Source organism: Thalassobaculum sp., assembly GCF_040219615.1.
Lineage (GTDB): Bacteria > Pseudomonadota > Alphaproteobacteria > Thalassobaculales > Thalassobaculaceae > Thalassobaculum_A.
The window spans coordinates 39,155-61,509 of sequence record NZ_JAVJSE010000040.1 but is presented as its reverse complement, the minus strand read 5'-3'; the positions used below and the strand labels follow the sequence as shown (position 1 = coordinate 61,509).

General features: G+C 71.4%; 24 protein-coding genes. 8 read left to right on the top strand and 16 right to left on the bottom strand.

All coding sequences use genetic code 11. The features are described 5' to 3' along the window. Positions 1-16 precede the first annotated feature (16 nt). Positions 17-364 carry a hypothetical protein gene (locus RIC31_RS21945; RefSeq protein WP_350112935.1) on the top strand — a complete coding sequence of 116 codons (348 nt, stop codon included), beginning with the start codon at positions 17-19 and terminating at the stop codon, positions 362-364. A gap of 37 nt (positions 365-401) precedes the next feature. Here the strand turns inward: RIC31_RS21945 and RIC31_RS21940 are convergent, their stop codons facing one another. Next, a complete protein-coding gene (locus RIC31_RS21940; RefSeq protein ID WP_350112932.1) occupies positions 402-2,054 on the bottom strand; it encodes a vWA domain-containing protein in 1,653 nt (550 codons plus the stop codon). Positions 2,055-2,259: 205 nt separating this feature from the next. On the opposite strand from RIC31_RS21940, the gene RIC31_RS21935 reads away from it, so the two are divergent. Then, on the top strand, positions 2,260-3,018 hold the full coding sequence (locus tag RIC31_RS21935; RefSeq protein ID WP_350112929.1) for an NIPSNAP family protein: 759 nt from the start codon (positions 2,260-2,262) through the stop codon (positions 3,016-3,018). Positions 3,019-3,027: 9 nt separating this feature from the next. Here RIC31_RS21935 and RIC31_RS21930 read toward each other — a convergent pair whose 3' ends face one another. Further along, the gene (locus tag RIC31_RS21930) at positions 3,028-3,948 is read right to left on the bottom strand and encodes a glutaminase (RefSeq protein ID WP_350112926.1); all 921 of its coding nucleotides are present in this window, start codon (positions 3,946-3,948) and stop codon (positions 3,028-3,030) included. A 25-nt stretch (positions 3,949-3,973) separates the two neighbouring features. Continuing rightward, positions 3,974-5,308, bottom strand: coding sequence for a DUF1835 domain-containing protein (locus RIC31_RS21925; RefSeq protein ID WP_350112923.1), 1,335 nt, complete (start codon positions 5,306-5,308; stop codon positions 3,974-3,976). On the opposite strand from RIC31_RS21925, the gene RIC31_RS21920 reads away from it, so the two are divergent. From RIC31_RS21920 to RIC31_RS21900, 5 genes are all read left to right on the top strand, one after another. Beyond that, positions 5,307-5,579 (top strand): hypothetical protein, encoded by a 273-nt coding sequence (locus RIC31_RS21920; protein WP_350112920.1) that lies wholly within the window; start codon positions 5,307-5,309, stop codon positions 5,577-5,579. The two genes, RIC31_RS21925 and RIC31_RS21920, sit on opposite strands and share 2 nt — an antisense overlap. Further along, positions 5,576-6,328, top strand: coding sequence for a proteasome-type protease (locus RIC31_RS21915; RefSeq protein ID WP_350112917.1), 753 nt, complete (start codon positions 5,576-5,578; stop codon positions 6,326-6,328). The genes RIC31_RS21920 and RIC31_RS21915 overlap by 4 nt, the downstream gene beginning before the upstream one ends. 3 nt (positions 6,329-6,331) lie before the next feature. Further along, a complete protein-coding gene (locus RIC31_RS21910) occupies positions 6,332-7,003 on the top strand; it encodes a CatB-related O-acetyltransferase (protein ID WP_350112914.1) in 672 nt (223 codons plus the stop codon). Positions 7,004-7,092: 89 nt separating this feature from the next. Further along, on the top strand, positions 7,093-9,450 hold the full coding sequence (locus tag RIC31_RS21905) for a xanthine dehydrogenase family protein molybdopterin-binding subunit (RefSeq protein WP_502990141.1): 2,358 nt from the start codon (positions 7,093-7,095) through the stop codon (positions 9,448-9,450). A gap of 143 nt (positions 9,451-9,593) precedes the next feature. Further along, positions 9,594-9,938 (top strand): hypothetical protein, encoded by a 345-nt coding sequence (locus RIC31_RS21900; protein ID WP_350112911.1) that lies wholly within the window; start codon positions 9,594-9,596, stop codon positions 9,936-9,938. A 16-nt stretch (positions 9,939-9,954) separates the two neighbouring features. Here RIC31_RS21900 and RIC31_RS21895 read toward each other — a convergent pair whose 3' ends face one another. The 11 genes from RIC31_RS21895 to RIC31_RS21845 all read right to left on the bottom strand — a co-directional run bounded on the left by RIC31_RS21895 (position 9,955) and on the right by RIC31_RS21845 (position 20,589). Then, positions 9,955-10,323 (bottom strand): hypothetical protein, encoded by a 369-nt coding sequence (locus tag RIC31_RS21895; RefSeq protein WP_350112908.1) that lies wholly within the window; start codon positions 10,321-10,323, stop codon positions 9,955-9,957. 51 nt (positions 10,324-10,374) lie between these two features. Continuing rightward, positions 10,375-11,049 carry a hypothetical protein gene (locus RIC31_RS21890; protein ID WP_350112905.1) on the bottom strand — a complete coding sequence of 225 codons (675 nt, stop codon included), beginning with the start codon at positions 11,047-11,049 and terminating at the stop codon, positions 10,375-10,377. Positions 11,050-11,077: 28 nt separating this feature from the next. Then, positions 11,078-11,875, bottom strand: coding sequence for a shikimate dehydrogenase family protein (locus tag RIC31_RS21885; RefSeq protein WP_350112902.1), 798 nt, complete (start codon positions 11,873-11,875; stop codon positions 11,078-11,080). A gap of 137 nt (positions 11,876-12,012) precedes the next feature. Next, positions 12,013-13,035, bottom strand: coding sequence for a GSU2403 family nucleotidyltransferase fold protein (locus RIC31_RS21880; RefSeq protein ID WP_350112899.1), 1,023 nt, complete (start codon positions 13,033-13,035; stop codon positions 12,013-12,015). A 112-nt stretch (positions 13,036-13,147) separates the two neighbouring features. Continuing rightward, positions 13,148-13,657 (bottom strand): NADH-quinone oxidoreductase subunit B family protein, encoded by a 510-nt coding sequence (locus tag RIC31_RS21875; RefSeq protein ID WP_350112896.1) that lies wholly within the window; start codon positions 13,655-13,657, stop codon positions 13,148-13,150. 10 nt (positions 13,658-13,667) lie between these two features. Then, positions 13,668-15,191 (bottom strand): hydrogenase large subunit, encoded by a 1,524-nt coding sequence (locus RIC31_RS21870; RefSeq protein WP_350112893.1) that lies wholly within the window; start codon positions 15,189-15,191, stop codon positions 13,668-13,670. A 15-nt stretch (positions 15,192-15,206) separates the two neighbouring features. Next, positions 15,207-16,658 (bottom strand): hydrogenase 4 subunit F, encoded by a 1,452-nt coding sequence (locus RIC31_RS21865; RefSeq protein ID WP_350112890.1) that lies wholly within the window; start codon positions 16,656-16,658, stop codon positions 15,207-15,209. Further along, a complete protein-coding gene (locus RIC31_RS21860) occupies positions 16,655-17,317 on the bottom strand; it encodes a hydrogenase-4 component E (RefSeq protein ID WP_350112888.1) in 663 nt (220 codons plus the stop codon). The genes RIC31_RS21865 and RIC31_RS21860 overlap by 4 nt, the downstream gene beginning before the upstream one ends. Next, a complete protein-coding gene (locus tag RIC31_RS21855) occupies positions 17,317-18,273 on the bottom strand; it encodes a respiratory chain complex I subunit 1 family protein (protein ID WP_350112885.1) in 957 nt (318 codons plus the stop codon). Before RIC31_RS21855 ends, RIC31_RS21860 begins: the two co-directional genes overlap by 1 nt. Continuing rightward, positions 18,264-20,285 (bottom strand): hydrogenase 4 subunit B, encoded by a 2,022-nt coding sequence (gene hyfB, locus RIC31_RS21850; protein WP_350112882.1) that lies wholly within the window; start codon positions 20,283-20,285, stop codon positions 18,264-18,266. The genes RIC31_RS21855 and hyfB overlap by 10 nt, the downstream gene beginning before the upstream one ends. Positions 20,286-20,295: 10 nt before the next feature. Next, the gene (locus RIC31_RS21845) at positions 20,296-20,589 is read right to left on the bottom strand and encodes a helix-turn-helix domain-containing protein (RefSeq protein WP_350112879.1); all 294 of its coding nucleotides are present in this window, start codon (positions 20,587-20,589) and stop codon (positions 20,296-20,298) included. A gap of 203 nt (positions 20,590-20,792) precedes the next feature. On the opposite strand from RIC31_RS21845, the gene RIC31_RS21840 reads away from it, so the two are divergent. Beyond that, a complete protein-coding gene (locus RIC31_RS21840) occupies positions 20,793-20,990 on the top strand; it encodes a hypothetical protein (RefSeq protein ID WP_350112876.1) in 198 nt (65 codons plus the stop codon). Positions 20,991-20,999: 9 nt separating this feature from the next. Here the strand turns inward: RIC31_RS21840 and RIC31_RS21835 are convergent, their stop codons facing one another. Together RIC31_RS21835 and grxC are read right to left on the bottom strand one after the other, a co-directional pair. Further along, positions 21,000-21,857: a carbon-nitrogen hydrolase family protein gene (locus RIC31_RS21835; RefSeq protein ID WP_350112873.1), complete on the bottom strand. Its 858-nt coding sequence runs from the start codon at positions 21,855-21,857 to the stop codon at positions 21,000-21,002. Positions 21,858-21,890: 33 nt separating this feature from the next. After that, positions 21,891-22,157 (bottom strand): glutaredoxin 3, encoded by a 267-nt coding sequence (gene grxC, locus RIC31_RS21830; RefSeq protein WP_350112870.1) that lies wholly within the window; start codon positions 22,155-22,157, stop codon positions 21,891-21,893. Positions 22,158-22,355 lie beyond the last annotated feature (198 nt).

Here is a 22,355-nt window from a genome sequence, read left to right as displayed (position 1 = left end):
GATAGGAGAACCCGCAATGCCGATCACCGCCCGCTACGTCCTGATGGCCAGCATGGACGTCGATCCCGACCACGACGCGATCTTCAACGAGGTCTACGACCAGGAGCATGTGCCGTTCCTGCTCGAGGTGCCCGGCGTGCTGTCGGTTACCCGCGCCACCGCCGAGCCGCTGGCCATGATGCTGGGCGGCGAGCGCCGCGAGATGCCGTTCGAGGGCCCGCGCTACACCGCGATCTACGAGATCGAGAGCCCGGACGTGGTGCTGAGCCCGGAATGGGCGGCCGCGGTCGAGCGCGGGCGCTGGCCGAGCGAGGTCCGGCCCTACACCCGCAACCGCCAGCACAAGCTGTTCAAGGTCAGCTGACGGCGCCGCCCGCCGGGCGACGCCGCCGCCGCGTCGGTCAGGAGCCGTCCAGCCCCTTGGCCAGGTCGACCAGGGTCAGGAAGCCGGCGCGGTAGCCGAGCGGATCGTCGCCGCGGGCGTCGCGGGCCAGGGTCAGCACGTCGTCGTAGTCGAAGCTGCCGGTGTGCCGGCCGCCGCGCAGGATCTGGCCGAACGCGGCGACCGCCGCCGCGAACCGCAGGTCGGCGCTCGGCGTGCCGCTGCCGGCCGACGCGAGACGGCTGGCCGCCAGCGGTTGCTGCATCAGGATGCTGGCGGCCTGTCCCGGCAGCTTGTAGCGCAGCTTCAGGAAGGCGAACTCGGCGGTGTCCGGCGTCGCCGGTCCGGCCGCCGCTCCGCCGTAACGCAGCGGATCGACGGCGGTGCGGCCGCCGGCCGGCACGATCTCGTACAGCGCGGTGACCGTGTGCCCGGCCCCGATCTCGCCGGCGTCGACCTTGTCGTTGTTGAAGTCCGCGCGTTTCAGCAGGCGGTTCTCGAAGCCGACCAGCCGGTACTCGGCGATCACGGCCGGGTTGAACTCGACCTGGATCTTCACGTCGCGGGCGATCGTGAACAGCGTCGAGCTCATCTCGTTGACCAGCACCTTGCGGGCCTCGGCGAGGCCGTCGATGTAGGCATAGTTGCCGTTGCCGACGTCGGCGATCTGCTCCATCAGGGCTTCGTTGTAGTTGCCGGTCCCGAAGCCCAAGGTGGTCAGGGTGATGCCGCCGTCGCGCTTCGCCGAGATCAGCTCCTTGAGCCGGTCGACGTCGGAGATCCCGACATTGAAGTCGCCGTCGGTCGCCAGCAGCACCCGGTTCACGCCACCGTCGATCCGCGCCTGCTCGGCGAGCGCGTAGGCGCGCTGCAGGCCGTCGCCACCGGCGGTAGCGCCGCCGGCTTGAAGGCCGTCGAGCACGGTACGGATCTCGGCCTTGCGGTCGCCGGGCGTGGTTTCGAGCGCGACACCCGCCCGGCCCGAATAGGTGACGATTGCGATCCGGTCGGCGGCCGTCAGCTGGTCGGTTAGCATCTTCAGGCTCTGCACCAGCAGCGGCAGCTTGTCGGCGCTGTGCATCGACCCGGAGACGTCGACCAGGAACACCAAGTTGACCGGCGGCCGCGACGCGCGATCGATGTCGTATCCCTTGATGCCGATCTGCAGCAGGTAGCTGTCCGGGTTCCACGGCGTCCTGCCCACCTCCGTGGTGACGGCGAACGGCGCCTCGCGGTCGGTCGGTCGGACGTAGCCGTAGTCGAAATAGTTGATCATCTCCTCGACCCGGACCGCGTCGGCCGGCGGCATTTCGCCGGCGTTCAGCAGGCGCCGGACATTGCTGTAGGAGCCGGTGTCGACGTCGACCGAGAAGGTCGAGACCGGGTGCTCGGCGGCGAGCCGGACCGGGTTGGCGTCGAACGGCTGGTAGCGTTCGCCGCCGATCGCGGCCGGCGGCGCTGCGGGGGCGTAGAGGCCCTGTGGCTGGAATCCGAGCACGGTCGGCCCGGACGCGGCGCGGGCGACGGAACTGGCGCCGACCGGGGCGGAAGCGCCCGAACTTGTCGATATCCCGTCTGCGACGGATCCGTCCGGACCCGACTCGCAGGCGGCGAGCAGGGCGGTGGTCAGGAGCGCCGCTGCCAGTCCGGCGCGCATGGTGGTCACTTTCATCCGGGTCCTCCCCCATTGGATGGAACGCAATGGGTCGACGGTGTCGCGGCAATGCGGCCGGTGTCGGACAACCCAGGGGCGAATTCGGTACAGGGCGGGGCGAAACGAGGGCGGCGCCCCGGCGTTGCTGCTGACAGACCCTGACACGAGGTGCGTGTAGCGACATCCGAGTGCCGGGGCGGCCCGGCGGGCGAGGGAGACGACGATGGACGTTCTGGAGACAGTGCCGGCGCGACCGCAGACCGCCGCCGACGCGGTGGTCGAACTACGCCAGTACACCCTGAAGCCGGGCAGCCGGGACACGCTGATCGACCTGTTCGAACGCGAGTTCGTCGAGACCCAGGAGGCCGAGGGCATGAGCGTGCTCGGTCAGTTCCGCGACCTGGACGACCCGGAGCGGTTCGTGTGGCTGCGCGGGTTTCCGGACATGACGGCGCGGGCCCGGTCGCTGACCGCGTTCTACGACGGCCCGGTATGGGCTGCGCACCGCGATGCCGCCCGTGCGACGATGGTGGACACCGACGACGTGCTGCTGCTACGCCCGGCCGGCCCGGGCATGGGGCTGCGACGGCCCGGCACGCGGCCGCCGGTGGGGGCGGCGGCGCTGCCGCCGACCCTGGTGACCGCCACCATCTGCCATCTCGACGCTTCCGCCGAGGACGGCTTCCTGGCGTTCCACCAGCGGCTGGTCGACCCCGCCCTGCGCGCCGCCGGGGCGCCGGCGCTGGCGACCCTGGTCACCGAGCCGGCCGCCAACGGCTATCCGCGGCTGCCGGTCCGCGAGGGCGCGCGGGTGCTGGTCCGGCTGGCGGCATTTCTCGACCGGGCGGCCTACGACCGCCATCTGGCGGCGCTGGCGCGGTCGCCGGCCTGGCGGCTGGCGTCGGCGGAGATGGATGCCGCGCTGTCGCGTCCGGTCGAAACCCTGCGGCTGGCGCCAACCGCCCGCTCGGCGATCCGCTGAGCGGCGTGTTCAGAACACGCTCCATCCCATCTCGGCCGCGAGCATCTCCAGCGCGATGGTGCCGGCATGCGAATTGCCGTTGGCGTTGAGGCCCGGCGACCACACCGCGATGGCGGCGCGCTTCGGCACCACCGCCAGGATGCCGCCGCCGACCCCGCTCTTGCCGGGCAGGCCGATCCGGAACGCGACGTCGCCCGACGCGTCGTAGTGGCCGCAGGTCAGCATCAGCGCGTTGATCCGCCGGGCCCGCTCCGGCGCCACCACCCGCTCGCCGCTCAGCGGGTCGTGCCCGGCCGCCGCCAAGAAGAGGCCGGCACGGGCCAGTTGCACGCAGGTCATGGCGAGGGCGCACTGGTGGAAGTAGACCGACAGTGCGGAGTCCACCGGGTTGCGTAACCGGCCGAAACTGGCGAGGAAGTGCGCCAGGCTGTAGTTGCGGTGCCCGGTATCGGCCTCCGAGCGGGCGACCTCCTCGTCGATCGCCACGGCCGGGTCGTCGGCGCGGCGGCGCAGGAAGGCCAGGATCTCGTCGATCACCGCCTGCGGCGGCCGGCCCTCCAGCAGCACGTCGGTGACGGCGATGGCGCCGGCGTTGATGAACGGGTTGCGCGGAATCCCGCCCTCGCGCTCGAGCTGAACGATCGAGTTGAACGCCGATCCGGACGGCTCGCGGCCGATCCGCGTCCACAGCTCCGAGCCGACCTTGTCGAGTGCCAGGGTGAGGGTGAAGACCTTGGAGATGCTCTGGACCGAGAACGGCACCCGGGCGTCGCCGGCGGTCGAGACCCGGCCGTCGACCGACACCACCGCGATCCCGAAACGCTGCGGATCGACCCGGGCGAGCGCCGGTATGTAGCCGGCGACCTTGCCCTCGGCGAGATGCGGCCGGACCCGCTCGGCGATGCGCTCGAGGGTCGGGGTCAGGTCCATGCGCGATATCCGGCGGCGTGTTTCCTCAAGGCTGCACCGGGGCCTCTCGATCCGGGCACCAGCGCCACGGGTCCGCATCGGGCCTGATCGCCACGCCGCCGACCCAGCGCTCCGGCGGCCGGCAGGCGAGCCAGTCGACCCGGCGGTCGAGCACGTCGTGGCCGTCATAGGTCAGCACCAGCCGCCGGTGCGGCCACGGTTCCAGTGCGGTCGCCGGGTCGACCGCGAAGGGCGGTCGCTCGGCCCGGTTCATCGCTGCGAGCACGGCCCACAGCATCAGGTCGCCCAGGAACGGCAGCGGTTCGGTCTCGTCGTGCAGGGTGCGGAACACCCGGCCGCCCGTCGCCGGTTCCGGCCGCAGCGCCGCCAGCACCAGCCGCTCGGTCTGGGACAGCCCGTCGGTCGTCCAGGGCAACTCCTGCAGGTGCCGACGCAGGGCCGGCGCCATGGCCGGCAGTTCCGGCGTGCCGGCGCTGGCGATGGCGTGCAGGGTTTCCGGATCCGGCGCCCGCAGTGCCGCCCAGACCTCGGTGCCGAGCGCCAGCTGGGTGTCGGGCACCGGCACCCGGGTCGACCACAGACTGCGCAGCTCGACCGGGCTGAGCTGCCCGAGTCCGATGAAGCGGTCGATCTGCGGGAACCGGTCGAGGCAGATGAGCTCCAGCGCCACCGGCCGGCCGTGCTCGGCGAAATGGGCCAGCACCCGGGCCAGGATCAACTGGTCGTAGGAGTCGTGCTCGAACCACAGCACCACCCGCTCGTAGCGTCCGGCGGCCTCGGTCAGCCCCTCGGCCTCGGCGTCCTGTCGGCGCTTTACGTCGTCGGCCGGCAGGCCGTAGGTCTCGGACACGAAACGGGCCCGCGCCGCGCGCAGGTCGCCGGTCCCGGGTACCGGTCCCTGGCACAGCGGGTCGGAGAACTCCAGGAAGTCGCCGGCGAACCCGGCCAGTTGCAGGGCGTCGCGGATGTCGGAGCCGCAGCGCAGGTGCAGGGTCGACCGGTCGCCGTCCGGCGCGGCGTCGCCGTTCGTCAGGGCCCGCCGGGCTTCCGCCAGGCGGCCGGCATGCGCCACCAGGGCCGGCCAGCTCGGCAGTCCGAGTTCGCGGGCGATCACCAACTGGGCGTCGTCGACATGCCCGAGGATGTCAGCCAGGGCGTCGCCCGTGACGCCGACGGCGCGCGGGTGACCGGTCCGCAGGCGCGCCAGGGCCGCCGGTTCGCCGAAGGCCACCGCCCGCTGCAGTTCGCGGGCCCGTCGGCGCTGCTCGTCCAGGTCGAGCGGACGCGGTTCGTCCGGGTCGGTGACCGGCTCCGGGGCGGCCGGCCCGGACGGAGGCGAGGAAGGGGCGAGGACCGGCATGGTGACCTCCGTTCGGACGACCGAACCCGTCGACCCGGAATTGGGCCGCGGCAGCATCTGGACGAACCCGGCGGACGATCCCAATCGCCGCCGGGTCGAGGCCCGGGATGCGTCGGTCACGTGCGTCGACGCTAGCGGTCCCTGCAGGGCGATTCAAGCGACAGTAAAGCTTTCCGGTTCCATGCCGGGCAACCGCGGGGGCATGCTGGCCGTCGAACCGATCCGGCCGCGGAAGCCGAACCCGGACGGCGTCGAGGGAGAACACGAATGACCTATTGCCTCGGTGTGTCGCTGCCGGCCGGCCTGGTGCTGGCGTCCGATTCGCGGACCAACGCCGGCATCGACCAGATCGCCACGGTCCGCAAGCTGTCGCTGTTCCATCGGCCGGACTCGATCGTGATCGCCGTGCTGTCGGCCGGCAACCTGGCGACCACCCAGGCGGTGACCACGATCCTGCAGCAGAACCTCGACACCGGCGACCCGGCGCGCGACCTGTTCGTCCAGGGCTCGATGTTCGAGGTGGCGCAGATCGTCGGCGCGGTGCTGCGCGAGGTGCTGGCCCGCGACGCCGACTTCGTGCGCCCGTTCGGGGATCCGGGCGGCACCTTCCTGGTCGGCGGCCAGATCAAGGGGGAGCCGCCGCGGCTGTTCCAGGTCTATACCGCCGGCAACTTCGTCGAGGCGACGCCGCGCAGCCCGTTCCTGCAGATCGGCGAGACCAAGTACGGCAAGCCGATCCTGGACCGGGCCTTGCACGACGACCTGTCGCTGGCCGAGGCCGCCAAGCTGGCGCTGCTGTCGTTCGACGCCACCATGCGCAGCAACCTGTCGGTCGGCCCGCCGATCGACATGCTGTGCTACGAGGCCGACAGCTTCAGCACCGCCAACCTGTCGCAGTACACCGAGGACGATCCGTTCATGTCGGAGCTGCGCCGGGCCTATGGCGAGGGCCTGATGGAAGTGGTGCGCGGCCTGCCGCAGCCGCCGCTCGCCAACCGCAACGGCCCGTTCAGGGAGTAGCCGTTGTCCGGCCCCGATCCCGATGCCCTGTACCCACTGGCCGGCCACGACCGCACGGTGTTCCTGAAGCCGCTGCTGGACCGTCGTCTGGCCGAATCCGGCCGGCCGGACAACGTCGCGGTCGGCGCCTACAGCTACTACGACGACGTCGAGGACCCGCTGCCGTTCTTCGAGCGCAACATCCGCTACAATCACGGATTCAGCGGCGCCCGGCTGACGATCGGCCGTTACTGCGCGCTGGCGTCCGGCACCACCTTCGTCATGCCGGACGCCAACCACGCCATGGAAGGCGCCACCACCTACCCGTTCCCGATCTTCGGCGGCGACTGGGCCGAGCGGCTGCCGGTCCACGAGCTGCCTGTTCCCGTCCGCGGCGACACCGTGGTCGGCCACGACGTGTGGTTCGGCTACGAGAGCCTGGTGATGCCGGGGGTGACGATCGGCAGCGGCGCGGTGATCGGCACCCGCGCGGTGGTGACCCGCGACGTGCCGGCATACGCGGTGGTGGCCGGCAACCCGGCCCGCATCGTGCACCGGCGCTACGACGACGCCACGGTCGCCCGGCTGCTGGATCTGGCCTGGTGGGACTGGCCGCCCGAGCGGGTGGCGGCGGCGATCCCCGACCTGGTGCACGGCCGGCTGGAGCGGCTGGAGACCGTCTCCGACACGGCATGAGTCTTTTGTATCCGGAGGGGTGGGCGGTGCCCGCGGCGATCGTCTAGCCTGCGGCGCGGGCACCCGGCCCGCGACCCAGGAGGCATGCCGTGAACGCGATCCTCGACGAGACCGAACTGGCCACCATGAAGTTCGGGATCGGCCAGCCGGTGCCGCGCAACGAGGACCCGACCCTGCTGACCGGGCAGGGCCGCTACACCGACGACCTGAACCGCGACGGCCAGGCCTACGGCGTGTTCGTGCGCTCGTCGGTCGCCCACGGCGTGCTCAATGGCATCGACCTGGACGACGCGCTGGCGATGCCGGGCGTGCTCGGCATCTACACCGGCGCCGACCTGGAGGCCGCCGGCTACGGCCGGATCCGCTGCGCGGCGCCGCTGAAGAACGCCGACGGCTCGGACATGCGCAACCCGATGCGCCCGGCGTTTCCGACCGACCGGGTGCGGTTCGTCGGCGACCCGGTGGCGATCGTGGTCGCCGAGACCCCGGCGCAGGCGCGCGACGCCGCCGAGGCCGTAGCGCTCGACATCGACCCGCTGCCGGCGGTGACCGAGGCCCGGGAGGCCGCCGCCGACGGTGCGCCGCGGCTGTACGACGAGACCCCGAACAACGTCGTGCTCGACTACCGATACGGCGACGCCGACGCGGTCGCGAAGGCGTTCTCCGCGGCCGCCCATGTCACCCGCCTTGATATCCGCAACAACCGGGTGATCGTCTCGGCGCTGGAGCCGCGCGCCGCGATCGCCGAGTACGATCCGGGCGAGGACAAGTGGACGATCCGGCTCGGCTCCCAGGGCGCGTTCGGGCTGCGCAACCTGCTGGCCGACGACATCCTGAAGGTCGACCGGGCCAGGGTCCGGGTGCTGACCGGCAACGTCGGCGGCTCGTTCGGCATGAAGGCCTTCGTGTATCCGGAATATCTGGCGCTGTTTCACGCCGCCCGGGCGCTCGGCCGGCCGGTGAAGTGGACTTCCGACCGGTCCGAGAGCTTCCTGGCCGACCAGGCCGGCCGCGACCACGACATGACCGCGGAACTGGCGCTCGACGCCGACGGCCGGTTCCTGGCGGTGCGGATCGACGGGTTCGGCAACATGGGCGCCTATGTCGGCCAGGTCAGCCCGGTCGCGGCGACCCTGAACGTCGTCAAGAACGTCACCAGCGTGTACCGGGTGCCGGCGCTGGAGGTGATATCCCGTTGTGTGTTTACCAACACCTCGCCGGTCAGCGCCTACCGCGGCGCCGGGCGGCCCGAGAGCAACTACTACATGGAGCGGCTGGTCGACACTGCGGCCCGCGAACTGGGGATCGACCGGGTCGAGCTGCGCCGCCGCAACCATATCCCGCCCGAGGCCATGCCCTACGACACCTGCTCGGGCCTGACCTACGACAGCGGCGAGTTCACCGCCCTGATGGAGCAGGCGGTCGCGTTCGCCGACTGGGACGGCTTCGAGAAGCGCAAGGCCGAGAGCAGCGCGCGCGGCCGGCTGCGCGGCCTGGGCATCGGCGACTACCTGGAGGTGACCGCCCCGCCGCTGAACGAAATGGGCGGCATCCGGTTCGAGGACGACGGCACCGTCACCATCGTCACCGGCACGCTGGACTACGGCCAGGGCCACTGGTCGGCCTTCGCCCAGGTGCTGCACAGCCGGCTCGGCGTGCCGTTCGGGAAGATCCTGCTGCTGCAGGGCGACAGCGACGAACTGATCGCCGGCGGCGGCACCGGCGGGTCGAAGTCGATCATGGCCAGCGGCGCCGCCATCGCGGAGGCTAGCGACAAGGTGATCGAGGCCGGCAGGCGGATCGCCGGCCACCTGCTGGAGGCGGCGGTTCCCGATATCGAGTTCAAGGCGGGCAGATTCTCGATCGCCGGCACCGACCGCTCGATCGGTATCATGGAGATCGCCGAGAAGCTGCGCGCCGGGATCGACCTGCCCGCCGACCTGCCGCGCAGCCTGGACGTCCGGCATGTGCACGCGGGCGCGCCGTCGGCGTTCCCGAACGGCTGCCACGTCGCCGAGGTCGAGGTCGACCCGGACACCGGCGTGGTCGAGGTGGTGCGCTACCACATGGTCAACGACTTCGGCACCGTGGTGAACCCGATGCTGGTCGAGGGCCAGGCCCATGGCGGCATCGTCCAGGGCATCGGCCAGGCGCTGATGGAGCGTTGCGTGTTCGACGGCGACGGCCAGGTGCTGACCGGCAGCTACATGGACTACGCGGTCCCGCGGGCGACCGATGCGCCGATGTTCGCCTTCGGCACCCGCTCGGTGCCGGCGACCAGCAACCCGCTCGGCGTCAAGGGCTGCGGCGAGGCGGGCTGCGCCGGGTCGCTGCCGGCGGTGATGAACGCCCTGGTCGACGCGCTGGCGGCGTTCGGGATCACCCATATCGACATGCCGGCCACCCCGGAGCGGGTCTGGCGGGCGATCCGCGAGGCCCGCGGCTGACCCCCTGGGCTGACCCCCCTGGGCTGACTCCCTGGGATGACCGATGTGGCAGCGGCCGGGATGCGTTCTGACTGGCCGCCGGGCGCCATTTCGGCGATGCTGCCATCCGATTGTGTTGGGGAATCCAGAACGGAGCGACGGCAATGCGTGGCTTGATGACGGCGCTGCTGCTGCTGGCGGCGGTCGCCCTGGCCCCGGCGACGGTGTCGGCGCAGGCGGCACAGACGTCCGCGGCCCCCGGCACGGTCGCTGCGCCGGCCCCGACCGAGGGCTGGCTCGGCGGATCGGCCGGCGCGTCGACCGCCGAGGCGGACGACGTGATGCGGACCATGTATGTCTCGATGGGAGCCATGGCCGGCTACATGTTCGCGGTGATGCCGGTGACCACCGCGGCGGTGACCGCGGCGGTGGCGAGCGGTGTCGCGTCGATGTGGGCCTACGACTACCTGATCGCGCCAAGCGGCGCGCCGGCCAAGCACCCGCACTGAAGCCGGTCTCGGTTCGCTACTCGCTGACGATCCAGTAGCCGAGCGCTGCGCCCGCCGTGGCGGTGGCCAGCAGCGTGACGGTCCGGCACAGGGCCTGGCGCGCCGCCGGCGACAGCGCCGCGGCGCCGAGCAGGTTGCCGCCCAGCGCGTTGGACACCGCCGGGCCGGCAAGCGGCACCAGCAGGGCGCCGCCGGTCGCCGCGTTGATCGCGACCACCCCCAGCACCGCGCCGGTCCCGACCGCGAGGGTGGCGGCGGTGCTCCAGCCGCCGGCCGCCGCCGGGGCGGGGGTCTGGGCGCCTGTCTGGGCGCCTGTCTGGGCCGACGCGGCAACCGGCGCCAGGATCAGCCCCAGGCCCAGTACCGCCGCACGGATCGTTCGCATGGCTCCCTCCCTTCTCGATGGTGGAGCCCAGCCTACCACAGCGCGATCGCGTCACTCCTGCAGCAGATACGCCAGGGTGTAGGTCTGGCGCGCGCCCGGGCGGAACCCGCAGGCGGCTTCGCCGACCATGTCCGAGATCTCGGCGGCAGCCGCCTCGAGGGTGGCGTGGTCGTAGGCCTCGACCACCACGACCCCGTCCAGCGACTGCTCGCCGGTGGCGCTGCGCAGGGCGCGTTCGTTGGTCTCGGTCCGGGTGACGCCGCGGTCGCAGGCGCCGACATGGGCGCCGACGATGCCGTCGATCCCGGCGATCCGCTCGACCAGCGCCCCGGTTGCCGCCTCGTCGACCTCGCCGTCCGGCTCAAGCCGGATGGTCAGCACGCTGCCGGCATAGCCGTTCGCGGCCCCGGCGGTGGCCAGGCGGCGGCAGGCGCCGCGCATGAAGTTGCGGAACGCCGGCGCCACCTTGCGGGTCCAGTCGGTCGGCGCGTTCAGGCGCTCGAGATAGGCCGGGCTGTTGAACACCGACAGGTCGGCGCCCTCGTACAGGGTGAAGCAGCGGTGCTCCGGGGCGTCGGCGCTCATGTAGCGGCGACCGGCCAGGAAGCCCGGGATGCCGACCCGCTCGGGCATGTGCTCGTAGGTGTGCCAGCGGTGCCAGTCGGCCTCCATCGCCGGGTCGATGTCGTGCCAGATGGCGAGGAACGCCTGGGTTCGGCGCTGCATGGGGTCCTCCGGTTCGTTGGTTCGTGTTTCAATCGCGGCCGAGCAGGAAGTCGGCGATGACGTCGATCTGGGCCTCGTACATCTCGGTGCCGGTGTTGGTCGAGCAGCCGGCGGCCCGGGCGGCGACGATCAGCGGCGGCACGGAAGGCGCGGTGACCACGTCGCCGACATGGGTGCCCGGCGACAGCCGGGCGGGGTCGACCGGCAGCGGATCGCCGGGGCGCATGCCGGCCGGCGAGGCGTTGGCGACCAGGCCGTAGCCGGTCGGGTCGGCGCTCGTTGCGGCGGAGACGTTGCGGTGGCGACCGGCCAGCTTCCCGACCAGGGCGTCGCGGCGGGCGGCGTCCAGGTCGAACACCGCCAGTTGCTCGACGCCGCCGTCCAGCAGCGACAGGCCGATCGCCGACCCGGCGCCGCCGGCGCCGACCAGCAGGGCGCGGCGTCCCGTCAGCTCGACACCCTTGGCCCGCACCGCGTTGCAGAAGCCGATGCCGTCGGTCATGTCGCCGTGCCAGCCGCCGTCGGGGTTGCGGCGCAGGACGTTGGCGGCGCCCAGCAGTTCGGCCCGCGGCGAGACCGTGGCGCAGGCGGCACGGGCCCGGAACTTGTAGGGCACGGTGACCACCATGCCGTCCAGGTTGCCGGCCCCGGCGGCCAGGTCGAAGAAGCCCTCGATGCGGTCGGCCGGTACCTCGATCGGCACCAGCACGGCGTTGGCGCCACGCGCCTCGAAGCCGCGGGTGATGCCGCCGGGGGACTTCACCTGGGCGATCGGATAGCCGACGGTGAAATACAGGCGGGTGTCGCCGCTCAGTCGCTCGAGCATGGGATCCTCGGTGCCTCTCCGGACCGGGGCATCATGACACCGCCGGCAGCCCTGGCGAGTGTGCGTTCGCGCATGTCAGCCGGTCGGGCCGGGCAACGCGGTGACGCGGAGCCGTGGCGGCAACCTGCGTCGCATAGCTACCAGTCCCGTTCGATCCGTCCGGCGGTCCCGGTCTTCCAAGCCTCGTAGTAGGGAAGCAGTTCGTCGGGGATGCCGGACTCGAACGCCTGGCCGAGGCCGAACCGCGGCATCGCTTCGCGCAGTGCGCTCAACAGGGCAGCGCCCTGAATGCTGTCCTTCCGGCGCTTGAGGCTGTCACGCTTGGCCTGGTCGGCGAGCCAGAGCTTCTGCAGGGCGAACCATCTCGGATCGGGTGCGACGATACGGGCCGGCGACGCGTCTCGCGCCACCACGACCCGACCGAGCGGCTTACCCAGCAGCAACCATTCCTGCTCCGGCAGCGGCACGGGCACGGGGCGGTCCCGGCGTCTGCGCAGGCCTTCGATGCGGGATGGCGCCGCCAGGACCTCGACCTCGTAGGCCTTCGAGTTGCGTGCCTGAAAGGTCCGTTCGGTGTTGACGGTGTAGGTGCCGTCCACTGCCTTCAGAAGGCCCCAGAGCGTCGTCCGGTCATCGATGTCGTCCGTCGCCTCCTCACGGCCCGCCCAGGCGAGATCGAAGTCGTCGGTTTCATCGGGGGCATCGCCGATGCGGCCGCCGGCTTCGAGCGCGTATGCCGCCATCGCATTGGTGCCGATCACCAGCAGATGTGACCCGAGCAGCTGCCGGCGGTCGGCCTCCCGCAGGATCTTCGCGGCCTCGCTGGCGATCATCGGCAGACGCAGTGCCCGGTAGAGCCGGCAGGTCTCGGCGAGCCTGTCTCCGCCGGACCGACGGCGGTCCTGCAGCCTCGCCTTCTCGGACTGGTAGGCCTGGTATCTCGCCTCGGTTTCCGGCGAGCGCGGGCCGAGGCTGGTGCCGTTTCCGCGGCGGTCCGCCATCGCATACAGATAGCTTCTGCCGGAGACGGTCTTCCACTGCATCCCGTAAGGCAGCGCCGCCAGCGCGCGCTCGGTCTCGATCCATGTCTCGTAGTGCTGCTGCAGGTTGGCAGCCACCCGCAGCTGTTCGTCGGAGAACGGATGCACTGCCTCGATCATCATTTATCCGGCAATACTGAGATTCTTATCATATGAAGGATAATTATAAATATTTCAATAGTATAAAATTCAAATCTCTGGGCGATGGCACGCTTGCCCCAGTGGGTGACGATCACCCCCGCTCGGCCTTCTCCAGCAACGCCAGCAGGCCGCGCAGCAGGGCGGTCGGGGACGGAGGGCAGCCGCGGATGTGCAGGTCGACCGGCACCACCGACGAGACCCCGCCCGCGACCGCGTAGCTGCCGACGAACAGCCCGCCGTCGACCGCGCAGTCGCCGACCGCCACCACCCATTTCGGGTCGGGGGTGGCGGCGTGGGTGCGCTCCAGCGCCTCGCGCATGTTCCTCGTCACCGGGCCGGTGACCAGCAGCACGTCGGCGTGGCGCGGCGACGCCACGAAGCGGATGCCGAAGCGCTCGAGGTCGTAGAACGCGTTGTTCAGCGCGTGGATCTCCAGCTCGCAGCCGTTGCAGGAGCCGGCGTCGACCTGCCGGATCGACAGGCTGCGGCCGAGCCGGCGCCGGATCGCGCCGGCCAGTTCGGCCAGCGCGCCGTCTTCCGCCGCCGGCGCCGGTTCGGTCAGCGGGCGCCTCAGCAGGCCGTCGAGGAGCAACTTGCGCATGGCCATTCTCCTAGAGGTCGTGGCCCGAATAGGAGCAGTTGAACGACTTGTTGCAGAGCGGGAAGTCCGCGACGATGTTGCCCTCGATCGCGGCCTCCAGCAGCGGCCACTGGAACCAGGACGGGTCGCGCAGGCGGCAGCGCTCGACGATGCCGTCGCTGCCGATCCGGACCCAGGCGAGCACGTCACCGCGGAACCCCTCGACCAGGGCGGACCCTTCGCCGGTGCCGCCCTGCAGGGTCGCCAGCACCGGGCTGCCGCTGTCGGCGCCTTCCGCCAGCCGCTCCAGGATCCGTTCGACCAGCGCCAGGCTCTGCCCGACCTCCTGGATGCGGATCCAGACCCGGGCGTTGACGTCGCCGTCGGTGCGCACCGGCACTTCGAAGTCGAACTCGTCATAGGGCGTGTAGCCGGGCAGGCGGCGGGCGTCGAAGGTCCGGCCCGAGGCCCGGCCGACGAAGCCGCCGGCGCCGTACTGCCGGGCCAGCGGCTCCCCGAGGAACCCGGTCGAGACCGTGCGTTCCTGCAGCGAGGCGGTCTCGTCGTACAGCGCGACCAGCGGCGGGAAGCTGCGATGCGCCTCGGCCAGCAGCGCCCGGATCGCGGTGGCGCCCTCGGCGCCCAGGTCGCCGGCGACGCCGCCCGGGACGACCCGGTCGCGCATCAGCCGGTGGCCGAAGGCGGCCTCCGCCGCCCGCAGCACGCGCTCGCGCAGCACGCCGCAATGGGCGTGCATGATCGCGAAGGCGGCGTCGTTGCAGATCGCGCCGATGTCGCCGAAGTGGTTGGCCAGCCGCTCCAGCTCCGCCATCAGGGCGCGCAGCAGCCGGGCGCGCGGCGGTACCTGCATCCCCACGGCTGCCTCGACCGCCAGCGCGAAGGCCAGGCCGTAGGCGACCGTGCTGTCGCCGGAGACCCGGCCGGCCAGCTGCGCGGCCCGGTCGATCCCGGATCCGGCGATCAGGCCCTCGATGCCCTTGTGGACGTAGCCGAGACGCTGCTCCAGCCGCACCACCGTCTCGCCGTTGGCGGTGAAGCGGAAATGCCCGGGCTCGATGATGCCGGCATGCACCGGGCCGACCGGGATCTGGTGCAGGCCCTCGCCTTCGGACGGCAGGAACCGGTAGGGCGGGGCCGGCGCCGTGACCGGCCGGGTGTCGCCGAGCGGCTGCCGCAGCCCCCAGCGGTCGTGGTCCAGCCAGGGCCGGGTATCGGGCAGGCCGTCCGGCTCCAGCCCGTACAGGTCGCGCGCCGCCCGTTCGAGCCGCAGCGCCGGCGGGTGGTGGCGGGCGACCGAGGGGAAGCGGTGGCCGGGGCAGTCCAGGCTGATCGTCGCGATCGCGGAGCCCGGCTCGTCCAGCACGGCCATGTGGACCCGGTCGGGCTCGCCCCACAGGTCGAGCAGGGTCCAGTCGCCGCGCGCCAGATGCGCGATCGCCGCCCGCCAGGCGGCGGCGTCGACCGCGGCGCGCGGCCATGGCCGGTGGTCGCCGACCCGACGGCCTTCCTGGATGAGATCGGTCAGTGCCGTCATGGCTCGCCTCTCCTCCTAGCCGAGCAGGGCCGCGACGTTCTGGAACCAGGCCACCACCGGGCCCGGCAGGTACAGCCCGGCCGCCAGCACCAGCGCCAGATGCGCCAGCATCGGCACATAGGAGGCCTGCACCGGAGCAGTCGGGCCCTTCGGCTCGCCGAAGGCCAGCCCGTTCAGCCGCAGCAGCAGGGCGCCGAACGCCAGCAGCAGACCGCCGACCAGCACCACGGTCAGCACCGGCGCACGGGCGAAGGTCGAGCTGACCAGCAGGAACTCGCTCATGAAGATGCCCATCGGCGGCAGCCCGGCGATCGCCACCACGCCGACCACCAGGCTCCAGCCCAGCCAGGGGTGGGTCACGGTCAGGCCGCCGATCTCCGACAGCCGCTGGGTGCCCTTGACCTGGGCGATGTGGCCGACCGCGAAGAAGATCGCCGACTTGGTCAGGCTGTGCATCACCATGTGCAGCAGCCCGGCGAAATTGGCGAGCGGGCCGCCCATGCCGAAGGCGAACACGATGATGCCCATGTGCTCTATCGACGAGTAGGCGAACAGCCGCTTGATGTCGCGCCGGCGGTACAGCATCACCGCCGCCAGCAGCACCGACGCCAGCCCCATGGTCACCATCAGCGGGCCGGTGGCCAGCGCCCCGGGATTGGCGGCCAGCAGCAGCTTGAAACGCAGCACCGCATACAGCGCCACGTTCAGCAGCAGGCCGGACAGCACCGCCGAGATCGGCGTCGGGCCCTCGGCGTGGGCGTCCGGCAGCCAGGCGTGCAGGGGGGCGAGACCCACCTTGGTGCCGTAGCCGAGCAGCAGGAACACGAAGGCGATGTTGACCAGCGCCGGGTCGAAGCCGGCGGCGCGCTCCAGCAGCACCGTCCAGACCATGGCGTCCATGCCCTCGCCGACCACCGGCTGTGCGGCCATGTAGACCAGGATGGTTCCGAACAGCGCCAGCGCGATGCCGACGCTGCCCAGGATGAAGTATTTCCAGGCCGCCTCCAGCGCCTCGTGGGTGCGGTAGATGCCGACCATCAGCACGGTGGACAGCGTCGCCAGCTCGACCGCCACCCACATCAGCCCGATGTTGTTGGCGACCAGCGCCAGGTTCATCCCGAACATCATGACCTGGTACATGGCGTGGTAGAAACGCAGGTAGGTCGGGGTCAGCCGCCCGGTCTCCAGCTCGTGGCCGATATAGCTGGCGCTGAAGGCGCTGGTGGTGAATCCGACGAAGGTGTTGAGGACGATGAACACGATGTTCAGGTCGTCGACCAGCAGGTAGGGGCCGGGCGCCGGGCGTTCGCCCAACACCAGAGCCAGGGCGGCCAGCAGGGTCAGCAGCGAGAACAGCACGTTCAGCCGGGCGGTCGACCGGTAGCCCGGCAGGACCGCCAGCAGGGCGGCTCCGGCCAGCGGAACCAGCAGCACCGCGGCCACGGCGTCGAGGGCGGGCAGGTTCATCCGCGCTCCCCCCGGAACCGGTCGAGCGCGTGGACGTCGACGGTGTCGAAGCGCTCGCGGATGCGGAACAGGAAGATCCCGATCACGATGAAGGCGATCAGGATCGAGAACGCCACGCTGATCTCGACCACCAGCGGCATGCCCTTGGCGCCGGCCGCGGCCAGCACCAGGCCGTTCTCCAGCGACATGAATCCGACCACCTGGCTGACCGCGTTGCGGCGGGTCACCATCATCAGCAGGCCCAGCAGCACCACCGACAGCGCGAAGGCCAGGTCCTCGCGGGCCAGCGGGTCGGCGTCGGCGGTGACCCGCAGCATCACCACCAGCGACAGCGCCACCAGGCCCATGCCGGCCAGCATGGTCGGCCCGGCGCCGACCACCGCCTCGATCTCGCGGTGGATGCCGAGCCGTCGGATGATCCGGTGCAGCGCGGTCGGGATCACCACCGCCTTGAAGGCCAGCGCGATCGCCGCGGTGACGTAGAGATGCGGGGCATCCTGCGCGAACGCCTGCCAGGCCACCGAGGCCGCCAGGACGACCGCGTGCAGCGCGAACGCGTTGAGCAGCGCGGACAGCCGGTCCTGGTACAGCATCACGAAGCTGAGCAGGACCAGGCCGCCGGCCAGCATGTGGGCGATGTCGAACAGCAGACCGTCCATCACAGGCTCCGCGACACGAACAGCAGCAGGGTGCCGAGCAGGCCGAGCATCAGTGCCGCGCCCAGGAAGCCCGGCACCCGGAACACCCGCATCTTGGCGATCGCGGTCTCGAACAGCGCCAGCAGGAACCCGGCGACCGCCAGCTTCGCCAGCCAGGCCGCGAGGCCGGCGGCATAGGCGAGGGCGCCGGCGCCCGGCGGCGCCAGGCCCCAGGGCACGAACAGCGCCGCGATCAGCGACACGTACAGCAGCAGCTTGAGGGCGCTTGCCAGCTCGATCATCGCCAGGTGGCGGCCGGAATACTCCAGCACCATGGCCTCGTGCACCATGGTCAGCTCGAGATGGGTCGCCGGGTTGTCGATCGGCACCCGGCCGTTCTCGGCGATCGCCACCATGACCAGGGCGACCAGGGCCAGGCCGAGAGAGACCCGCAGGCCGACCGTCGGATCGGCGAATACCCCGGTGATCGTGGCGAGCTGGGTCGAGCCGGCGACCAGCGCCAGGGTGAACACGATCAGCAGCATCGCCGGCTCGGCCAGCGAGGCGATCATCATCTCGCGGCTCGACCCGATGCCGCCGAAGCTGGTGCCGACGTCCATGCCGGCCAACGCCAGGAAGAACCGGGCGCTGCCGAGCAGGGCGATGATGGCGATCAGGTCGGCCGACCAGCTGAAGATCAGGCCGGTGGCGAAGGTCGGCACCAGGGCGGCGGCTACCCAGGTGGCGGCGAAGATCAGGTAGGGTGCGGCACGGAACAGCCAGGAGGCGTTCTCGGCCAGCACCGCCTCCTTGCGCAGCAGGCGGGCGAAGTCGCGGTAGGGCTGCAGCACCGACGCCCCGCGCCGTCGCAGCAGCCGGGCCTTCAGCTTGCGCACCACGCCGGTCAGCAGCGGGGCCAGCAGCAGCACCAGCGCCATTTGCGCGCCCTGGACCAGCAGGTCGAGGATCAGCCCCATATCGCGATCACCAGCAGCAGGCCCACCAGCGACAGGAACACCATGCCGAGGTAGCGCCGGATCGTCAGGAACTGCAGCGGGTCCATCCGGTCGGCGACGAAGCCGACGGCGGCTGCGACCGGCCCGTACAGCCAGTCCCAGACCAGGTCGCGCAGCTCGACGGTCAGCCGCGCCGGCCGCGGGTCGCCCGGCGCCGGCATTTCGACCCGCTCGCCGGCGCGGAAGGCGATGGGACCGAACACCCGGCGGATCGGCTGCGCGAAGCTGCCGGCGGTGTACTGGGTGACCGGGCTCGGGTCCGGGAACCCGCAATCCCAGGCCGGGGCGCGGCGCAGGGCCCGCGAGGCGAAGCGGTGGATCGCCAGCATGGTCAGCACGGCCGAGGCCGCGATGAAGGCGAATACCAGCAACCCGTTGTAGGAACTGCGGCTCTCGGCGATCGGCACGATGGTCAGCCAGTCGACCGCCTGCTGCGCCGGCATGCGGCCGCCGACCGCCAGCTCGGCGACCGGCGCCACCGCGTCGATCAGGGTGCCCGGCAGGATCCCGGCCAGCAGGCAGAGCCCGGCCAGCGCCGCCATCGCCGCCAGCGAGACCCGGTCGACCTCCGTCGCCCGTTCGGCCGCCTGCGAGCGTGCCCTGCCGAGGAACGCGATCCCGAAGGCCCGCACGAAGCAGGCGCCGGCCAGCGCCGCCGCCAGAGCCAGCAGGCCGCCGATCGCCGGCACCATGATCCGCAGCCCCCATTGCGGCAGCTCGGGGCTCTGCAGCACCGCCTGGAAGGCCAGCCATTCCGACACGAAACCGTTCAGCGGCGGCAGCGCCGAGATCGCCACGCAGCCGACCAGGAACAGGGCGCTGGTCGCCGGCATGCGGTGGATCAGCCCGCCGAGCCGCTCCAGGTCGCGCTCGCCGGTGGCCGACAGCACCGCGCCGGCGCCGAAGAACAGCAGGCTCTTGAACAGCGCGTGGTTCAGGACGTGCAGCAGGGCGGCGGTGAACGCCAGCGCGGCCGCCAGTTCCATGCCGTTGGCCCGGAACGCCAGCGCCAGGCCCAGGGCCACGAACACGATCCCGATGTTCTCGATCGTGCTGTAGGCCAGCAGCCGCTTCAGGTCGGTCTGCATCAGGGCGTACAGCACTCCGAGCACGGCACTGGCGCCGCCGACCGCCAGCACGAGCAGCGCCGACCACCAGGGGGCGGTGCCCAGCAGGTCGAACACGATGCGCACGAAGCCGTAGACCGCGACCTTGGTCATCACCCCGCTCATCAGTGCCGAGACGTGGCTGGGCGCCGCCGGGTGGGCCAGCGGCAGCCAGACATGCAGCGGCACCACGCCGGCCTTGGAGCCGGCGCCGACCAGCGCCAGCACCAGCACCAGGGCGACCACCGTCGGGGCGTGCGCCGCGTCGCGCATCTGGGCGAAGGCGTAGCCGCCCTCCGGCCCGGCCAGCAGGCCGAGGGTCAGCAGCAGGGCCAGGGTGCCGAAGCTGGCCATGACGAGGTAGACGTATCCGGCGCGGGCGTTGCCGGCCTCGCGGTGATGGGCCATCACCAGCGCCCAGGACGCCAGCGACATGAACTCCCAGGACAGCAGGAAGCTGAACGCGTCGGCCGCCAGCACGACCAGGTTCATGCCGGCCAGGAAGGCCGGGAAGAACGGCAGGACGCGGTGCGGCGCCGGCTCGTGCCGGCCGTAGCCGAGGCCGTACAGGCTGGCGGCGGCGGCGCCGAGGTTCACCACCGCCAGGAAGAACGCCGACAGCGCGTCGAGCCGGAAATGCGCGCCCAGCCACGGCAGGCCGAACGGCAGGACGACCGTGTCGGCCGGTCCGCCTGCGGTCAGCTGGAGGACCGCTGCCGCGCAGGCCACCGCCGTCGCCGCCAGGCAGATCCCGTAGATCAGGGGCCGTCCGACCGGGCGCCGGGCGACCGCCACCCCGACGATCGCGGTCGCGAGCAGGACGGCAACGCTTGCCAGCGCCACGGGGACCGATGCGAGGACCGCCATCGCCCGCGCCTTACCTGGCCGCCGCCGGGGCGTCGGGCGCGGTGGTGTCGGGCGCGGCCGGCGGCCGCAGCCTGACGCCGCGGCCGCCGTCGGAACTGACGGTGCCCTCGGCGATCAGCTCGACACCGGCGGCGTCCAGGGCGGCGGTCAGCTTCACCAGCGAATCCACGTTGCCGCGGATCACGCCCTGGCTCGCCTCCATGCGCTGGATGGTTGGAACAGACAGGCCCGACAGCTCGGCCAGCCGGCGCTGGTCGATCCCAAGCAGGGCACGCGAGGCCCGCAGCTGGGCGGCGGTGATCATTCAGGTGGTTCTATGCAGGTGTCATGATCGAGATATGAAGTTTGAAACCATGGTAATGATGCGTCAAGCATCAAAATTAGTGGAAGTGACGTATCGACTCAAAAGATATTGCAAATCATTCGCATTAATAATAGACAGTGAGGGCGGCTCGATGCCGCGACCACCGACGAGACGGGGCAGCGACCCCGCGGGAGAGGTGAGGCGTGACGGTCCAGCGATTGGTCGGGGCTGCGGCCCTGGTGCAGGCGATGCGCCGCGACGGCTACGGCCCGACGGCGCGCGACGCGACGGGCGGCGACGGCCTGGTCAGGCTGTTCGACGACGGCGGCGGATTTGCGGACGCTGCCGGTGAGCCGCCCTCGGGGAGGCCGGAAGCGGCGCTGTTCGCGGCGGCGGAATAGGACGGGGCGCTACTCGCCGGCCTGCCGGAAGGCGGTGCCGTAGACCGAGGGATCGCCGATGACGCGGTCATGGGTCAGCGACGGCACCTTGCCGCGGGCCGCGGCGACCTCGTCCAGGTCGATCTCGGCGGTGATCACGCCGACATCCTCGCCGGCGTCGGCCAGTACCCGGCCCCAGGGATCGACGATCACCGAGTGGCCGTAGGTGCGCCGGCCCTCGGCATGCTCGCCGGTCTGCGCCGCCGAGACCACGAAGCAGCCGGTCTCGATGGCGCGGGCGCGCTGCAGCACGTGCCAGTGCGCCTCGCCGGTGACCTTGGTGAAGGCGGCCGGCGCGAACAGCACCTGGGCGCCGGCCTGGGCGAGCTTGCGGTACAGGTACGGGAAGCGGATGTCGTAGCAGATGGTCATGCCCATCCGGCCCCACGGGGTCTCGGCGATCACCGCCTCGTCTCCGGCCCGGTAGGTGTTGCTCTCGCGGTAGGTCTGGCCGTCGCCGACCTGCACGTCGAACATGTGGATCTTCGAGTATCGCGCCACCACGTTGCCGCGGTCGTCCAGCAGGAAGCTGCGGTTCGCCAGCTTGTCGTCGGAGACCTTGATCGAGATCGAGCCGACCAGCAGCCACACGCCGAGCTCGGCCGCGAGGCCGCGGAAGGCGGCGAGCACCTCGTGGGTCTCCTCCGGCCGGGCCTTGGCCAGCGCCTGGTCGCGCTTCGGCTCCAGCATGCCGACGATCTCGGGCGTGGTGATCAGCTGGGCGCCGCCCGCCGCCGCCTGCCGGATCATCGGCGACACCCGCTCGATGTTCTCCTGCGGGTCGCGCGTGGTGTTGGTCTGAACGCAGGCGACTGTCAGCTTGGTCATCGCGAAGCTCCGGGCTGCGAGGCGGAAACCCGCTCAGGCCGTCAGGCCGAGCATCTCGTCGAGCTTACCCTGCCGGTCGAGCGCCGCAAGGTCGTCGGAACCGCCGATCCCGACGTCGTCGATGAAGACCTGCGGCACGGTGTGCCGGCCGTCGGCGCGCTCGCGCATCCTGGCGCGGGCGTCGGACGAGCCGCCGACGTCGTATTCGGTGAACTCCACGCCCTTGTTCTTCAGCAGCGCCTTCGCCCGGTAGCAGAACGGACAGAACATGGTGGTGTAGATCTCGATCTTCTTGGCCATTCGGGTCTCCGTGGGTACCGCCAGAAGATAGGGCCGTCCCGGCCGTTTCGCCAGCCGCGGCGTTGCAGTGCAGCCGTCACGTTCGCGCGCCGACGAGACGTGAGGCGGGTGGCTTGCGGAGATGCAGGCAATCCGGAGCACCGGGTGGGTCCCGGAGCCGGCTGCTCGCGCAGCCCCTCCGGGATGACGGATGGGGGG